The organism is Massilia agri (assembly GCF_024753255.1).
In the GTDB taxonomy this organism is placed as follows: Bacteria; Pseudomonadota; Gammaproteobacteria; order Burkholderiales; family Burkholderiaceae_D; genus Telluria; species Telluria agri.
On record NZ_JANUHA010000021.1, the window covers coordinates 38,297 to 54,783 of the forward strand.

A 16,487-nucleotide genomic window follows, 5' to 3' on the forward strand; every position below is an offset into this window, starting at 1 on the left:
CGTGCCCAGCGCTGGGTCTGGGGCATGACCGTCAGATGACCTCGTCTGTGCAGACAATGCCAGCCGATATGGTCCCATGCGAAGACATGGATAAGGAACAGCCGAATCTGTGCCATGCGTCCCACCAGACAGCTAAGCAATCGCTCGACAAGCCTGCGACGCCACCTTTGGCAGCTTTCGTTGCTGTCGGCTACGGTCTTCCGATAAACCTGGAAGTAATTTCATTCGAGCGCTTTCTCGGCAGGTCAGCTCCTGCTTTCCTCGCGCGCGCGACGGCTCCGCCTATAGCCATTCGCAACTGCTGCTTCCGAATTTGATCCTTCAGTCTGCTTGATTCCTCATCGCTACGCGTCGGCGCGAGCGATGTTACTCAATGCATTCTGGAGGTTTCATGCTTTCCCGAGATATCAAAGCGCGCCACCCCGCGCCTCGTCCGGCTGTTCGGCCTCTCCGAGCAGTCCTCTTTGTTGTATTCACAGTATCGGTCGTCGTTACCAACGCCACCGTTGCCAGCGAACGGGTACTGTCGCTGGTTGAAGCCCAGCAGCAGGCAGTCGAGCGATCCCGATTGTTGGCGGCGAAGGACCATGCTGTCCAGTCTGCACGGGAGATGTCAGTCGCTGCCGGTCAGCTCCCCGATGCGGTCCTGAAGCTCGGTGTCGACAATCTACCGATCAATGGACAAGATCGCTTCAGCATGACGCGCGACTTCATGACGATGCGACGCATCGGCGTGATGCAAGAGCTGACGCGTACCGACAAACGTCGCCTGCGTGCGCAACGATTTGAACGCGAAGCGGAAAAGTCGGTGGCGGAAAAATCTGCCACGACCGCGACAATCGAACGCGAGACCGCACTGGCCTGGCTGGACCGTTACTACGCCGAAGCAATGTCGACCGCAATAGCCGAACAGCTAGATCAGGCGAAGCTCGAGATCCAGGCGGCGGAGTCGGCGTATCGGGCCGGCCGGGGCAACCAGGCAGACATCTTCAACTCACGAAGCGCATTCGCTTTCCTGGAAGACAAGGCAAGCGATATCAGGCGCCGCATCGGCAATGCCAACATCGTGTTGGCCCGATGGATTGGCGACGCGGCTCAGTTGCCGCTCGGCGACAAGCCGGCAGTCGACTCCATCCGCCTCGACGAGGCTACACTCGAGGCCCAACTCGGACACCATCCGGAACTTGCCGTGCTTGCCAAACAGGAAGACATCGCAACGACAGAAGCGCAGCTTGCAAAGGCGAACAAGAAGGCGGACTGGAGCATCGAGGTCGCAGTCCAAAAACGCGGTCCAGGGTATTCGGACATGGCATCGGTCGGCCTTTCGGTGCCCCTGCAGTGGGACCGGAAAAACCGCCAGGACCGCGAACTGTCGTCGAAGCTGGCCCAGGTCGAACAAGCAAGGGCGGAACGCGAGGACGCGCTGCGCGCCCATGTCGCTGAAGTGCGGGCCATGTTGAACGAGTGGCATACAAACAGGCAGCGACAGATCCGCTACGAGCAAGAACTGATCCCTTTTGCTCGCTCCAGGACAGAAGCGTCGCTTGCCTCTTACCGTGGCGGCAAGGCCACGCTGGCAGACGTCCTCGTGGCGCGGCGCAGTGAAATCGATGTGCGCTTGCAGGCTTTACAGCTCGGGCAGGAAACCGATCGCCTGTGGGCGCAACTTAATTTTCTTTTTCCGCAATACGGCCATACCCAGCCATTGAGAAGCAGGGCGAACAAGGATTTTTAAATGAATGCTAGAAAATTAACAACTGTACTGCTAGTGGCTGCGGCACTGAGCGCCGCCGGGTACGGCCTCTACAAGTTTGGTATGAATCGCGGGATGGGGATGTCCCCTGCTCCACAATCGGCGCCCTCCGCCCAAGAAGCAGGTGCAGATCAAGCTACTGGACGCAAGGTGCTTTATTGGCATGACCCGATGGTCCCGGGCCAGAAATTCGACAAGCCGGGCAAGTCGCCGTTCATGGATATGCAACTCGTTCCTGTGTATGCCGACGAGGCTGGCGATGAGGGCAGTGTCAGCATCAGCCCACGAGTGGAACAGAACCTGGGTATCCGTACCGCCGAAGTCACGAAGGGCAGGCTTGCCTCCAGCGTGGAGGCTGTCGGCAACGTGGCTTACAACGAGCGTGACGTCGCCGTCGTGCAGGCGCGCAGTAACGGCTACGTCGAGCAGCTCTTCGTGCGCGCACCCCTCGACCAGGTGAAAAAGGGGCAGCCCCTGGCGGCTTTGTATGTGCCTGACTGGGTCGCAGTGCAGGAAGAATATCTGACGGCCAAGCAGATGAAAGGTCCAGGGACGGACGGCCTGGTGGAGGGCGCGCGGCAGCGTATGCGCCTCGCCGGGATGACGGACGCGCAGATCCGAGGTGTCGAATCCAGCGGCAAGGTGCAGCCTCGGGTAACCATCAGCGCGCCCATCAGTGGTGTCGTTGCAGAGCTCGCAGTTCGTGAAGGGATGACCTTCGCCTCCGGCGCTCCGATGTTCCGAATCAATGGGCTCAGTACAATCTGGGTCAACGCCGAGGTGCCCGAAGCGGCGGCGGCTGAAGTACGTCCTGGCACCAGAGTCGAAGCCCGTACCCCCGCGCTGCCAGGCACTGTCTTACATGGCAAGGTCAGCGCAATCTTGCCTGAAGTTGAAGCGACTACACGCACATTGACGGCGCGTGTCGAACTCGCCAATCCACAGCAACGCCTGGTGCCGGGTATGTTCGCGACCGTAAGCTTCACGCCGGCAGCCAGCGCGGAAACCTTGATGGTCCCGACGGAAGCGGTGATCCAGACAGGTACACGCAGTGTTGTGATGGTCGCTCAAGGTCAGGGCAAATTCAGCCCTGTCGACGTCCAAACCGGCCGCGAGAGCAATGGCCAGACTCAAATTCTCAAAGGTCTCGACCTTGGGCAAAAAATCATTGTCTCGGGTCAGTTCCTGATCGATTCGGAAGCCAGCCTGAGAGGTACCACGAACCGGCTAAGCGGCCCCGTGCCAACCGAAGGCAATCAGCAAACCGCTGGCCCGACGACGCATCGCGCTCAAGGCAAAGTCGAGGATATCGACAAGGATGAAATTACGCTTTCGCACGATCCGATCCCAAGCATGCAATGGCCGGCAATGACGATGGGATTCAAGGTGCCGGTGGCGGGCGCACCGAAAAATCTGGCAATCGGCGATACGGTGAACTTCGAGTTCCAGCAAACCAAGGACGGCTCGTTCCAGATCACCAGCATTTCCCCTGCTGGACCGTCGATGCAGGGCATGGGTGACATGGGCGCCGCCGCTATCAAGCATGGCGCCCACACTCCTGCCGCTATGGGAGACGCAAAGAAATGATCGCCAAACTCATTCGCTGGTCGATCCTGAATCGCTTCCTGGTACTTCTGGCAACAGTGGGGATCACGGCGTGGGGCATCTACGCGTTGCAGCGTACTCCGCTCGACGCCCTGCCTGATTTATCCGACGTGCAGGTGATCATCCGCACATCCTACCCGGGCCAGGCGCCTCAACTAGTCGAGAACCAGGTCACCTATCCGCTCACTACGACAATGCTGTCGGTGCCGGGCGCGAAAACGGTACGCGGCTATTCCTTCTTTGGCGATTCCTTCGTCTACATCCTGTTCGAGGACGGCACCGACCCGTATTGGGCGCGCTCGCGTGTACTGGAATACTTGAATCAGGTGCAGTCGCGCTTGCCGCCGCAGGCGAAGACCTCGCTCGGCCCCGACGCTACGGGAGTTGGTTGGGTCTACGAATACGCACTCGTCGACCGCAGTGGCAGGATGGACCTGTCGCAATTGCGCGCGTTTCAGGACTGGTTCCTCAAGTACGAGCTCAAGACGGTCGCCAATGTGTCGGAAGTCGCAAGCCTGGGCGGCATGGTGCGGCAATATCAGATCGTACTCGATCCCGCGAAGCTTCGCGGCTACAACATTGCGCATGGCATGGTCATCGACGCGGTGCAGAAGGCCAACCAGGAGGCCGGCGGTTCAGTGCTCGAGCTGGGCGAAGCCGAATACATGGTACGTGCGAGCGGTTACCTGCAGTCGCTCGACGACTTCCGCAAGATTCCCCTGATGACTTCGGAGGCCGGTGTTCCCGTCCTGCTGGGTGACGTCGCGCGAATCCAGCTGGGTCCGGAAATGCGACGCGGCATCTCCGAGCTCAACGGCGAAGGCGAGGTTGCAGGTGGCGTCATCGTCATGCGCTCAGGGAAAAATGCGCTGGAGACTATCGATGCGGTGAAAGCGAAACTGGCGGCTCTCAAGCCAAGTCTGCCCCCTGGAGTTGAGATCGTTCCGACCTACGACCGATCGCACCTGATCAGACGGGCGGTAGACAATCTGCGCGACAAGCTGGTCGAGGAATTCGTCGTCGTTGCAATTGTGTGCGCAATCTTCCTGTTCCATTTGCGCTCGGCGCTAGTTGCGATTGTCACACTGCCGATCGGTATCTTAATCGCCTTCATCGTCATGCACTACCAGGGGGTAAACGCGAACATCATGTCGCTCGGCGGTATCGCGATTGCGGTGGGCGCGATGGTGGACGCCGCCGTGGTCATGATCGAGAACGCGCACAAGCATATCGAAGTGTGGAACCACGCTCATCCGGGGACGAAGCTGGAAGGAGAAGATCGCTGGCGGGTCATTGGAGATGCAGCGGCCGAAGTCGGGCCGGCGCTGTTCTTCTCGCTGTTGATCATCGTGCTGTCGTTTATTCCAGTGTTCACGCTGGAGGCGCAAGAAGGCCGCCTGTTCTCGCCGCTTGCGTTCACGAAGACCTACTCAATGGCAGCGGCGGCAGGGCTGGCTGTGACCTTGATCCCGGTACTGATGGGCTACCTGATCCGCGGACGCATTCCCGAGGAGCACAAGAACCCACTGAATCGCTTCTTGATTGCCGTGTACCGCCCCTTGCTCGATGGGGTGCTGCGCTTCCCCAAGGCGACGCTGATCGCGGCCGCTGCGATTGCCCTTGTGACCGTGTGGCCGATGACGCGGCTCGGCGGGGAATTCATGCCGCCTCTTGATGAAGGCGACCTCCTGTACATGCCTTCGGCGCTGCCAGGACTGTCGGCAGGCAAAGTGTCGCAGCTGCTCCAGCAGACTGACCGCTTGATCAAAACCGTACCCGAAGTGCAAAGCGTGTTTGGCAAAGCAGGGCGGGCCGAGACGGCAACCGACCCTGCGCCCCTGGAGATGTTCGAGACCACGATTCAATTCAAGCCCAGGGATCAATGGCGCTCAGGAATGACCACGGACAAGCTGGTGGAGGAACTGGACAGCGTAGTCAAGGTGCCTGGACTTTCCAATATCTGGGTACCGCCGATCCGGAACCGCATCGACATGCTGGCTACGGGCATAAAGAGTCCGGTCGGCGTCAAGGTGGCCGGTAGCAGCCTGCAGGAAATCGATCGCGTTGCCAGTGAAATCGAAAGGATCGTCAAGAAGGTTCCGGGCGTGTCATCGGCATTGGCTGAACGTCTCAATGGAGGACGCTATATCGACGTCAACATCAGCCGCGACCAGGCAGCCCGGTACGGCCTGAATATCGCCGATGTGCAGAGCGTCGTCTCGGCGGCAATTGGCGGTGACAACATTGGTGAGACCGTGGAAGGCCTGCAGCGCTTCCCGATCAACGTCCGCTATCCGCGCGAGGTCCGGGATTCCATCGAAAACCTGCGGCAATTGCCCGTCCTGACGCCGCGCGGGGCACAGATTCGCCTGGGTGATGTGGCAGAGATCCGCATCAATGACGGCCCACCCATGCTCAGGAGTGAAAACGCGCGCCTGTCCGGTTGGGTGTACGTCGACATTCGAGGACGCGACATGAATTCGGTGGTGCGCGACATGCAGCAGGTTGTCGCGAAGGAGGTCAAGCTGCAACCGGGGTATTCGATTTCCTGGTCAGGTCAGTTCGAATACCTGGAACGCGCCAGTGCGAAGCTCAAGTTCGTGGTGCCGGCAACGCTATTGGTAATCTTCATCCTTCTCTACATGACATTTAAGCGCTTTGACGAGGCCATCCTCATCATGGCGACCTTGCCGTTCGCACTGGCCGGCGGTATCTGGTTGCTCTGGATACTTGGGCACCACATTTCGGTCGCCAGCGCGGTGGGCTTCATTGCACTTGCAGGCGTTGCGGCAGAATTCGGGGTGATCATGCTGCTCTACCTGAAACATGCCTGGGAAGCCCGCCTGGCGGCAGGAAAGGCGTCGGAAGCTGATCTGTTAGACGCTATTCGCGAGGGCGCGGTTCAACGTGTGAGGCCAAAGGCAATGACCGTCGCGGTCATCATTGCCGGTTTAGTGCCGATCATGATCGCCCATGGCACGGGTTCGGAAATCATGCAGCGTATTGCAGCGCCAATGGTCGGTGGGATGTTGTCCGCGCCATTGCTGTCGATGTTTGTGGTGCCAGTGGTCTACATGTTGATGCGCCGTCGGGAGGTACAACAAGAGAACGTCCGTCAATCCGGAGCCAAGGAGGCCATCTATGAAAATACATGAGTTACAACGACGGGATAGCACGAGTCGACCAGGTCTCCGTGGATTACTCAATCATTAAAGGAGACGATCATGAAGAAGATATTTGGGATGTCGTCTGCTCACGGACGAAAATTACTTTACCCACTTTGAGGAGAAATCTCATGAAACGTTTTGCCCCCCTGTCCCTTCTCGCTGCATTGGCCAGTTCCGGCGCGGCCTTCGGTCAAGCTGCCGATATGAAGGGGATGGGCATGAAACAAGCCTGTATGGATATGAAGGACATGAAGGACATGAAGGGTATGAATATGTCGGCATGCAAGGACATGATGAAGGAGAAAGCGGCCGATAGCAAAGCCCAAGGTGCATCCAAGAATGGAGTGGTACACAAAACCTCAGCTGTAGTGAAGGGGGTCGATCGAGCAAACGACAAAGTGACGCTTGCACATGACCAGGTGAAAACGCTTAAGTGGCCACCAATGACGATGAGCTTCGGCGTTAAGGACAAGTCATTGCTTGACAAGCTGGTAGTCGGCAAAAAAGTTGAGGTGGAGTTCACCCAGCAAGGGTCGGACTACGTCATCTCATCCGTCAAATAAGGCGGACGCGAGCGTTCATGCTCGTATCCGAGCTGTTCAGTGCGGTGGCAGGCCAAGGCATTCCTAGCCTCCGACATGCCATTGCGCTGAGGTTGATTGAATATGATCTTGCGCACTACATCTTCAGGAAGACGCGTCACGTGTCAGTTTTGGGTTTTGTTCAAACGCTTTTGGAAAGTGGCGTAAATAGAACCGAGAAATGGCACAACGAGCTGTCGTCCTGACCTGATTGACTCGCCAGCAGAGCGTGACGGGGTTCCCAAAGAGGCTCCCATAACCCTGAGTACATTCAAGGAGAATATCATGGTGCAAAGTCAATTCCAGTCGTGTATCAAGGCGTGTTACGAATGCGCCGAGGCGTGCGATACCTGCGCCGCGGCGTGCCTGCGGGAGACGGATCCCAGGATGATGGCGCGCTGCATTATGCTCGATGACGAGTGCGCGGCAATCTGCCGTCTTGCCGCGCAGCTGATGAGCCGCGCAACCGAGCATGCTCATCAGCTATGCCAGCTGTGCGCCGACATTTGCGACGCCTGCGCCCAGGAATGCGCAAGCCACCAGATCCAGCATTGCCAAGATTGCGCCGCCGCCTGCCGCCGCTGTGCGGACGAGTGCCGCAGGATGATGCAGCCGACCAGTGGTCAAGGAACTTCCGTAGGCACTCACGCCCACTAAAGTACCTTTTTCGGGATCTGCGGCGCGGATCCCGAAGTTGACTCTGCCGTTATGCGGGTGATCCCGTCGAATTGCTGCTACTTGCGACCTTCGAACCCACGACCCAATTCATATCGGCGCCAGCATAGACCGGCTGCGCGCTTCGCGCTATGGGATGAGCGTGGCCGACATCCAGACAGTGGTGTCCGGCGATCGGTGGCGACAACGCGCGCGAAGTCGTCGACGGGCGCCGGCGCTTCCCGATCAGCTTGCGCTACCCGCAGGACCACCGCGACTCATTCCAGGTCCTGCGCTAGCTGCCGATCGTCACCGCTGGGCCCGCAGATTCGTCTTGGCGACGTGACGACGGTCGTCGTGATGGACAGTTCCCTAACGATCCGAAGCGAGGAAGCGCGCCTGTCAGGTTGGGTATACGTCGATGCCCGCGGTGTTGGCCTGCTCACTGCGGTTCGTGCGATGCCGGAGCGTGTCCGCGACAACGTCTCGCTGCCGCCAGCTTATGCCATCGGCTGGTCGGGGCAGTTCGAATATCTCGGAAGCGCGGCCGGCTCCAAAATCTTGCAGCGCATCGATGCACCGATGATTGGCGGAATGGTCACCGCACCGCTACTTTCGCTGTTTGTGATCCCTGCCGCCTGGCGGCTACTACAAGAGCGGCGTATAGGTAAGCGTCAGAACGAAGTGACCTAGCTTCAAGGCGCCGGACGTCCATGAAGGCGTGCTTCGCATTACGATTCGAAAAGGCCGCGAACACCAACCTTCCGATCTTCGGGCGCTTGGCAGGAGGCCGCCGATCGCAGACAGTTTGACTAGCCTCCTCTTACGGGCGTCGTTTTTATTCGCATAACTGTAGGATGCTCAACAGTACTTTAAAGAGTCTGATAAGCCATTCGACTGGCATTTACCGATGAGGAATGATGGATGGGAGACCAGCACCGCCACAACGTCCACAACGGCAGCGGCAACCTCAAGGTTGCATTTCTACTGAACTTTACGTTTACGCTGATCGAATTCGCCGGCGGACTGTGGACGAATAGCGTGGCCATTCTCAGCGATGCCGTGCATGACCTCGGTGACTCGATCTCGCTCGGACTCGCCTGGTACTTCGATCGTCTTTCAAAGCACGGCAGCACCCCGAAAGACACCTACGGCTACGCTCGATACTCACTGCTTGGCGGCCTGATCACCGCTATCGTATTGATTGCCGGCATCGGCTTTATCCTGTGGAACGCAGCGCAGCGCCTTCTCGATCCGGAGGAAGTCAACGCGACGGGTATGATCGTTCTGGCGGTGGTTGGCGTCATCTTCAATGGCGCAGCGGTTCTGCGTGTTCGCAAGGGGGAGTCGCTGACCGAGAAAGTCGTCAGTTGGCACCTGCTGGAGGACACCCTCGGCTGGATTGCGGTGCTGATCGGCGCAGCGGTGATGGCAGTCTGGGACCTCCCCTGGATCGACCCGGCCCTATCGATCTGTATTTCGCTCTTCGTGTTGTGGAACGTTTTCCGCAATCTCCGGAAGTTCTTCGAAGTTTTTCTGCAGCGGACTCCGTCCACCTTTGACCTTCCTGCCTTCGAAACTGCGGTGAGGGCTATTCCCGAGGTCATCGATGTACACGATACCCACAGTTGGTCGATCGACGGCGAGAAGCACGTACTGACAACCCACGTCATCGTCTCGCAGAAAGCGTTTCCAGACAAAGTCATGTCGATCAAGTCGCACGTGACAACCCTCATTGGCGACAAGGCCTTTGAACACATTGCAATCGACATCGGAACGCCTATGGACCATATTGAAGAGAAAACACGTACAGGGTCCGAGATTCGACAAAGGCGGCAGGACTGAAGAATGACAAGAGCGCAGTCCATTGCATGAGGCCATGCTATACTTTTCCTATGACCCGCCGGTTTATTTACCTTGTGCTTACAATCATGATGCTTCAGCTTAGCTGGAGCGTCGTGGCAGAGTATTGCGAGCACGAAACCGGCCGCGCTGCACAGCATCTTGGCCACCATGCGTCGCACGACGAGCCTGCTCAAGAGGCTTTCAGTTCGCTCGACCAGCCATCCAAGTCGAAAACAGGGACGCTGCATTCGCACTGCACTTCCTGTACCCACACGCCCCTGACGTTCGAGGCGCTGCCTGTCATGGCCGCGGTTTCCGAACCTCTGCGCATTGCACCCATCTCCCCCCTGCTTCGCCTCTCCTCTATCGATGTGGCCCCGCCCGAGCGGCCCCAATGGGTTGCCGTCGTCTGATTCGGCGGCGACTCGTAACTAGTCAGTCTTAATGTCTCTCAGGAGTGTCGTCACGGCACTCCTGATGCGGATCGTCGCTGAATATCCTTCGCCTATTGTTTTCGGAGTTTATTCATGCACCCCAAACGTATTGTTGTTGGGTCGCTCGTGCTATTGGCATGGGCGCTCCCTGCGGCCGCACAACTGGCTGGCGATCCGCCAGTCGGGCGCGCGGCCGCTGTTCCCACCGTACCCGCCGCCGGCACGCTATTGACCCTCGAAAAGGCGGTCGACATGGCCATGGCCGCCAACCCGAGCCTGCGCGCCAGCGCCCTGGACATCGTCATCGCCGGCGCCGGGCGCCGCCAGGCGGGATTACTGCCAAATCCCACAATCTCCTACACGACCGAGGGAACGCAGCGCGGTACGAGAACCCGTACCTTCGAGCTGAGCCAGCTGGTCGAGCTTGGCGGCAAGCGGCGCGCCCGCGTGGAGCTCGCCGAGCGCGACAGCCGGCTTGCACTTGCGGCCGCAAGCGTGGCTCGGGCCGAACTACGCGCTGACGTCACTGCCGCCTATTTCAACGCGCTGGGCGCCCAGGAACAGGTACGCCTTGCGCAAACCTCGCTCGACATTGCGTCAAAAGCAAGGGCGGCGGCTGAGAAGCGTGTTGCCGCCGGGCGTGTCTCGCCTGTCGAACTGTCGCGTGCAAAGGTAGCCGAGTCGACTGCACGCCTCGACCTTTCCCAGGCCGACGGCGAACTGCTTATCGCGCGCGGCTTGCTGACGGCGTATTGGGGCCAGGCACAGCCGGGAACTCTGGCCCTGGTCGAGCCAGTAGACGAGCTCGCGGCTGTTCCTTCCCTTGAAGACTTGCGAACACGCCTGGCGGGCTCGCCGCAGCTGCAGCGCGCACGCCTGCAGGTCGAGCGCGAAGAGGCGCAGGTGTCGGTCGACCGCGCGCAGCGCATGCCCGACGTCACCCTTGTCGTCGGCCGCCAGAAGGATGAGGAGATGGGGCGAACGCAAACCGTGCTCGGCGTCTCGCTCCCGCTCCCCTTGTTCAACCGGAACCAGGGCAATCTGCAAGCTTCGCTCGCCCGTGCGGACAAGGCGCGCGCCGAAAGCGATGCGCAGCAGCTGAGGCTCGACCAGACCTTGACCAGTACCTATCAGCGCGCCCAGCTGGCGAGGGACCAAGTGCGCACCATGCGGCAGGAAATTCTGCCGGAAGCGCAACGTGTTTTCGATGCCGCCGTCATCGGTTTCGAGGCTGGCAAGTTCAACTTCCTGGATGTTCTCGATGCCCAGCGCACTCTGCTGCAAAGCCGCGCGCAGTACGTACAGGCACTCTACGACAGCTACCGATTCAGCGCGGAGCTTGGCCGATTTGCCGACGCTGGCACCGGCGCCACCAATACCAACAGGATTACCCCATGAAGTTCAATATCGACAAAAAATCGGCGCTTTCCATCGCGGCTGTGATCGCAGTCGGCATCGTACTGGCCCTGCTGATCGTGTTCTGGAAAAGCGATAGCACTCCGGCACCGGAAGGCGGCGAGCACGCGGAGGAAACCGCCGAGACGAAGGCCGAACACGGCGACGAGAAGGAAGAAGGTCATGCCGAAGAGCCCGGCCTCATCGAAATGAGCCCGCAGCAGATCCAGACCGCCGGCATCGCCACTGCAACGGCCGGTCCGGCAGCCATTCGCACCGAACTTGTCCTCCCCGGCGAGGTGCGCTTCAACGAAGACCGGACGGCACACGTCGTGCCGCGCGTTGCGGGCGTGATCGAATCGGTTGCCGCCTCGCTTGGCCAGGATGTGAAAAAGGGACAACCCCTGGCCGTCATCGCCAGCGCCGAACTGGCGGACCTGCGCAGTGCCGCGCTCGCTGCCGGCAAGAGGCTCGAGCTGGCGCGCATCACCTACGAGCGCGAAAAGAAGCTGTGGGAACAAAAGGTCTCCGCTGAGCAGGATTACCTCCAGGCCCAACAGGCCTATCGCGAAGCCGAGATCGAGTCGCAGGCGGCTCGCTCGAAACTGACCGCACTCGGCGCGGACGTATCGGCCGGCGCGGTCAACCGCTTTGTCCTGCGAGCTCCGTTTACCGGTGTCGTCGTCGAAAAACACCTCGCCCAGGGTGAAGCAGTGAAGGAGGACGCGAACGTCTTCCTCGTCTCGGATCTGTCGACCGTGTGGGTGAACATCGCGGTCGCGCCGAAAGACCTGGCCTCGGTCCGCGTCGGCCAAGCGGTCACAGTCAGGTCGGCAGCCGGTGGCCCGTCCGTAGCAGGCAAGGTCAGTTACGTGGGCAACCTTCTCGGCGAAGAGACCCGGACCGCAAGCGCACGGGTCGTGATCGACAATCCGGGACTCGCATGGCGCCCCGGCCTGTTCGTCAACGTTTCCGTGGTCAGTGGGCAGAAGGACGCTGCGGTTGCCGTTGCTTCCGACGCCCTGCAGACACTGGAAGGCAAGAACGTCGTGTTCGTCAAAACCGCCAAGGGGTTCCAGGCCCAGCCGGTGACCACCGGCGTCAGCGACGGAAAGCTGACGGAGATCGTCTCCGGCCTGGCCTCGGGCGCACCCTATGTCACGACCGGTAGCTTCGTCGTGAAGGCCCAGCAGGGCAAGGGCAGTGCCGAGCATGAACACTGAGCGAGGATCCGGACATGTTTGAACGCATCATTCGCTTTGCCATCGAACACCGATGGCTAGTCATGCTGGCCGTCATTGCGATGGCCGCCGTCGGCATCTACAACTACCAGAAGCTGCCCATCGACGCGGTACCCGACATCACCAACGTCCAGGTGCAGATCAACACCTCGGCGGCCGGCTATTCGCCGCTCGAAGTCGAACAGCGTGTCACCTTTCCCATCGAGACCGTGATGGCCGGCCTGCCTGGACTCGAAGAGACCCGCTCGCTGTCGCGCTATGGCCTGTCGCAGGTGACCGTCATCTTCAAGGACAGCACCGACATCTATTTCGCACGCCAGCTCGTCAACCAGAGGATCCAGGAAGCCAGGGAAAACCTGCCTCCCGGCGTGACGCCCATGATGGGGCCGATCTCGACGGGCCTGGGTGAAATCTACCTATGGACGGTCGAAAGCGAGCCAGGGGCCAAAAAGCCTGACGGCACGCCCTACACGCCCACCGACCTGCGCGAGATCCAGGACTGGATCATCAAGCCGCAGCTGCGCCAGGTTCCCGGGGTCACCGAGATCAATTCGATCGGCGGCTTCGCAAAGGAATACCTGATTGCCCCGGATCCGGCAAAACTCAGTTCCTATAGGCTGTCCTTGTCGGACGTCGTCAATGCGATTGACCGCAACAACAGCAACGTCGGCATGGGATACATCGAGCGCCGCGGCGAGCAGTTCCTCGTCCGGGCGCCCGGCCAGGTGCGCACACTGGACGACATCCGCAACACCATCCTCAGCAACGTCGACGGCGTTCCCATCCGCGTGCGTGACGTCGCGACGGTCGACGTCGGACGCGAGCTGCGTACCGGGGCGGCAACGGAGAACGGCCGCGAAGTCGTGCTGGGAACGGTCTTCATGCTCATCGGCGAAAACAGCCGGGCCGTCTCCCAGGCAGTGGCCAGCAAGATGGTCGAGGTGAACCGTTCGCTGCCGAAGGGCGTAGTGGCGATTCCCGTGTACGACCGCACGACACTGGTGGACAAGGCGATCAATACGGTCAAGAAGAACCTGCTCGAGGGCGCGGTTCTCGTGATCGTGATCCTGTTCCTCTTCCTCGGCAATATCCGCGCTGCAATTATTACGGCCCTGGTCATCCCGCTCTCGATGCTCTTCACCTTTACCGGGATGGTGACTTACCGGGTTAGCGCGAACCTGATGAGTCTTGGTGCGCTCGACTTCGGCATCATCATCGACGGCGCGGTCGTCATTGTCGAGAACTGCGTACGGCGCCTCGCGCACGCGCAGGAACACCACCGGCGCCAGTTGACCCTTACCGAACGCTTCCACGAGGTGTTCGCGGCTGCAAAAGAAGCGCGTCGCCCTCTGCTGTTCGGCCAGCTCATCATCATGGTGGTGTACCTGCCGATCTTTGCTCTTTCAGGCGTCGAAGGCAAGATGTTCCATCCCATGGCTTTTGCCGTTGTCGTCGCGCTGCTCGGGGCGATGATCCTGTCGATCACCTTCATTCCCGCAGCCGTCGCCCTGTTCATCGGCAAGCGCGTCACGGAAAAGGAAAACCGCATCATGGTTGCGGCCAAGCGAGCCTATGCACCGGCCCTCGAAAAGGTCCTCCGTAACGGCGCCTTAGTGATTACCAGCGCCGTCGTGCTGGTGCTCCTGTCGGGACTGCTGGCCACACGGCTGGGCAGCGAATTTATCCCGAACCTGAACGAAGGCGACCTCGCGCTGCAGGCGATTCGCATCCCTGCCACGAGCCTGAGCCAGTCGGTGGAGATGCAGCAGAAGCTCGAGGCCGGCCTGAAGGCGAAGTTCCCGGAGATCGATCGCGTATTCGCCCGCACCGGTACCGCCGAGATTGCTTCGGATCCGATGCCACCCAACATCTCGGACGGTTACATCATGCTCAAGCCCGAGTCCGCGTGGCCGGCACCAAGGAAGACCCGTGCCGAGCTGATCGAGGCGATCGAGGAGGAAGCGGAAAAGTATGCCGGCAATGCATATGAACTTTCGCAGCCGATTCAGCTGCGGTTCAACGAGCTCATTTCGGGTGTACGCAGCGACGTCGCCGTGAAGGTCTTCGGTGACGACATGGCCGTGCTGGAAACCACTGGCAAGGAAATTGCCGAGGTCCTCCAACGGGTGCCTGGTGCGGCTGAGGTCAAGGTGGAGCAGACCGGCGGCCTGCCGATGCTGACCGTCGATATCGACCGCGAAAAGACGGCCAGGTACGGCCTGAACATCGGCGACGTGCAGGAAGCACTGGCAATCGCCACTGGTGGGCGCGAAGCCGGCACCATGTTCGAGGGTGACCGCCGCTTTGACATCGTGGTTCGCCTGCCCGAAGCGATGCGCACCGACCTGGACGCATTGCGGCAGCTGCCAATTCCCCTGCCAGCCAAGGAAGGTAGCGCAACGACCTACATTCCCCTCGCCGAAGTCGCCACCTTGAACTTCACGCCAGGGCCCAACCAGATCAGCCGGGAGAACGGCAAGCGGCGCATCGTCGTGAGTGCGAACGTGCGAGGCCGGGATATCGGCACCTTCGTTCCTGAAGCGCAGGCTGCCATCGCAGGCAAGGTCAAGGTCCCACCGGGGTATTGGACCAGCTGGGGCGGCACCTTCCAGCAGCTAGAGTCGGCGACCCAGCGCCTGCAGATCGTCGTGCCGCTTGCCCTCTTCATCGTGTTCACCTTGCTATTCGCGATGTTCGGCAACGTGAAGGATGGCTTGCTCGTCTTTACCGGCATCCCGTTCGCGCTCACCGGCGGCGTCATCGCCCTGGCCCTGCGGGGAATTCCGCTGTCGATTTCCGCGGCAGTGGGATTCATCGCCTTGTCCGGCGTGGCCGTCCTGAACGGCCTCGTGATGATTTCCTATATCCGGACCTTGCGTGAAGAGGGAATGGACCTGGACACGGCAATCACGCATGGCGCGCTCACACGACTGCGGCCGGTCCTGATGACTGCCCTGGTCGCATCGCTGGGCTTCGTGCCAATGGCGATAGCGACCGGGACGGGCGCCGAAGTCCAGCGGCCGCTGGCAACCGTCGTCATCGGCGGGATCCTGTCCTCGACCGCACTGACGCTGCTCGTTCTTCCCCTGCTCTATCGGCTCGCGCATCGCAAGGATCCTGATGACGAACCGGTAAAGCCGGCGAAAGTGGTCGTCCAGTAAGCGTATGGGCCGCAGCTGCCGTTTGCGGCCCAACTCAGAGAGGACGATATGGGTCGAGACAATCCGGGTCGGCGTTTCCCGGTCGGGCGCCGGCTTGTCAGGCTGGACCTCGCTGCGCATGGAGCGGCCTTCGCCAGTTGCGCGGCGGGAGGAATCATTGTTGAAAGCGTTATCCTGGTGGCAGCCGCTACGCATCACGCCGCAACGATTGCGTTCCGGCTGTTATCGATCGAAAAGCTGACGATGCAAACGAGACCCAAAACCGAGGTCGCGTTCTCGGTCCTGCAGATCGCTCTATGCATGTGTTGCGTTGTCATGGTCTTGGTCGTGATCGCGCTGGGGACGCATGGCATCTTTCACGGAGAATCTTTCGATGCCGTGGCCGTTGCTGCGTTTGCCCTGCCTGGATCGGTCGCCATTGCCACGACGGCTGGATTGGCATGTGGGCGGGCTAGCGCCGGCGAGGCCCCCAGCAGAGTCGATGCAATTCTTTCCGCGGTACCGACCGCACTCGCGCTCGGCGTCGCTTTTTGCGATTTGGGCATCGCTGCAGGAAGGTTGGACGCGCTCGCCGGACTTGCAGCTGTACTGGTCCTGTGTGTGCGCACCGTGATCAATCTCGGCCAGACGCTGGATTGAATGGCTGGAAGC

At 60.3% G+C, this 16,487-nt stretch carries 10 protein-coding genes and 2 pseudogenes; all 12 read left to right on the forward strand.

Annotated elements, in window-relative coordinates; translation table 11 throughout:
• Positions 1–391 precede the first annotated feature (391 nt).
• Positions 392–1,735: a TolC family protein gene (locus NX780_RS21910; RefSeq protein ID WP_258830008.1), complete on the forward strand. Its 1,344-nt coding sequence runs from the start codon at positions 392–394 to the stop codon at positions 1,733–1,735.
• Entirely contained in the window at positions 1,736–3,340 is a 1,605-nt protein-coding gene (locus NX780_RS21915) for an efflux RND transporter periplasmic adaptor subunit (protein WP_258830009.1), read from the forward strand. It abuts the gene before it with no gap.
• Positions 3,337–6,459 (forward strand): annotated as a pseudogene (locus tag NX780_RS21920) (efflux RND transporter permease subunit); the annotation flags it as partial. The gene NX780_RS21915 and the pseudogene NX780_RS21920, both read left to right, overlap by 4 nt.
• Positions 6,460–6,509: 50 nt before the next feature.
• Positions 6,510–7,088 (forward strand): copper-binding protein, encoded by a 579-nt coding sequence (locus NX780_RS21925; protein WP_258830011.1) that lies wholly within the window; start codon positions 6,510–6,512, stop codon positions 7,086–7,088.
• Between the two features lie 303 nt (positions 7,089–7,391).
• Complete coding sequence (locus NX780_RS25390) at positions 7,392–7,763, forward strand: four-helix bundle copper-binding protein (protein WP_258830012.1); 372 nt, start codon at positions 7,392–7,394, stop codon at positions 7,761–7,763.
• 109 nt (positions 7,764–7,872) lie between these two features.
• Positions 7,873–8,453: pseudogene (locus NX780_RS21935) on the forward strand (efflux RND transporter permease subunit); the annotation flags it as partial.
• 231 nt (positions 8,454–8,684) lie between these two features.
• Positions 8,685–9,605: a cation diffusion facilitator family transporter gene (locus NX780_RS21940; protein WP_258830013.1), complete on the forward strand. Its 921-nt coding sequence runs from the start codon at positions 8,685–8,687 to the stop codon at positions 9,603–9,605.
• 86 nt (positions 9,606–9,691) lie between these two features.
• Positions 9,692–10,018, forward strand: coding sequence for a cobalt-zinc-cadmium resistance protein (locus NX780_RS21945; RefSeq protein ID WP_258830014.1), 327 nt, complete (start codon positions 9,692–9,694; stop codon positions 10,016–10,018).
• A gap of 114 nt (positions 10,019–10,132) precedes the next feature.
• Entirely contained in the window at positions 10,133–11,437 is a 1,305-nt protein-coding gene (locus NX780_RS21950) for a TolC family protein (protein ID WP_258830015.1), read from the forward strand.
• A complete protein-coding gene (locus tag NX780_RS21955) occupies positions 11,434–12,657 on the forward strand; it encodes an efflux RND transporter periplasmic adaptor subunit (RefSeq protein ID WP_258830016.1) in 1,224 nt (407 codons plus the stop codon). The genes NX780_RS21950 and NX780_RS21955 overlap by 4 nt, the downstream gene beginning before the upstream one ends.
• A gap of 14 nt (positions 12,658–12,671) precedes the next feature.
• Positions 12,672–15,836 carry a CusA/CzcA family heavy metal efflux RND transporter gene (locus tag NX780_RS21960; protein WP_258830017.1) on the forward strand — a complete coding sequence of 1,055 codons (3,165 nt, stop codon included), beginning with the start codon at positions 12,672–12,674 and terminating at the stop codon, positions 15,834–15,836.
• Positions 15,837–15,884: 48 nt separating this feature from the next.
• Entirely contained in the window at positions 15,885–16,475 is a 591-nt protein-coding gene (locus tag NX780_RS21965; RefSeq protein ID WP_258830018.1) for a hypothetical protein, read from the forward strand.
• The last annotated feature ends 12 nt before the right edge of the window (positions 16,476–16,487 follow it).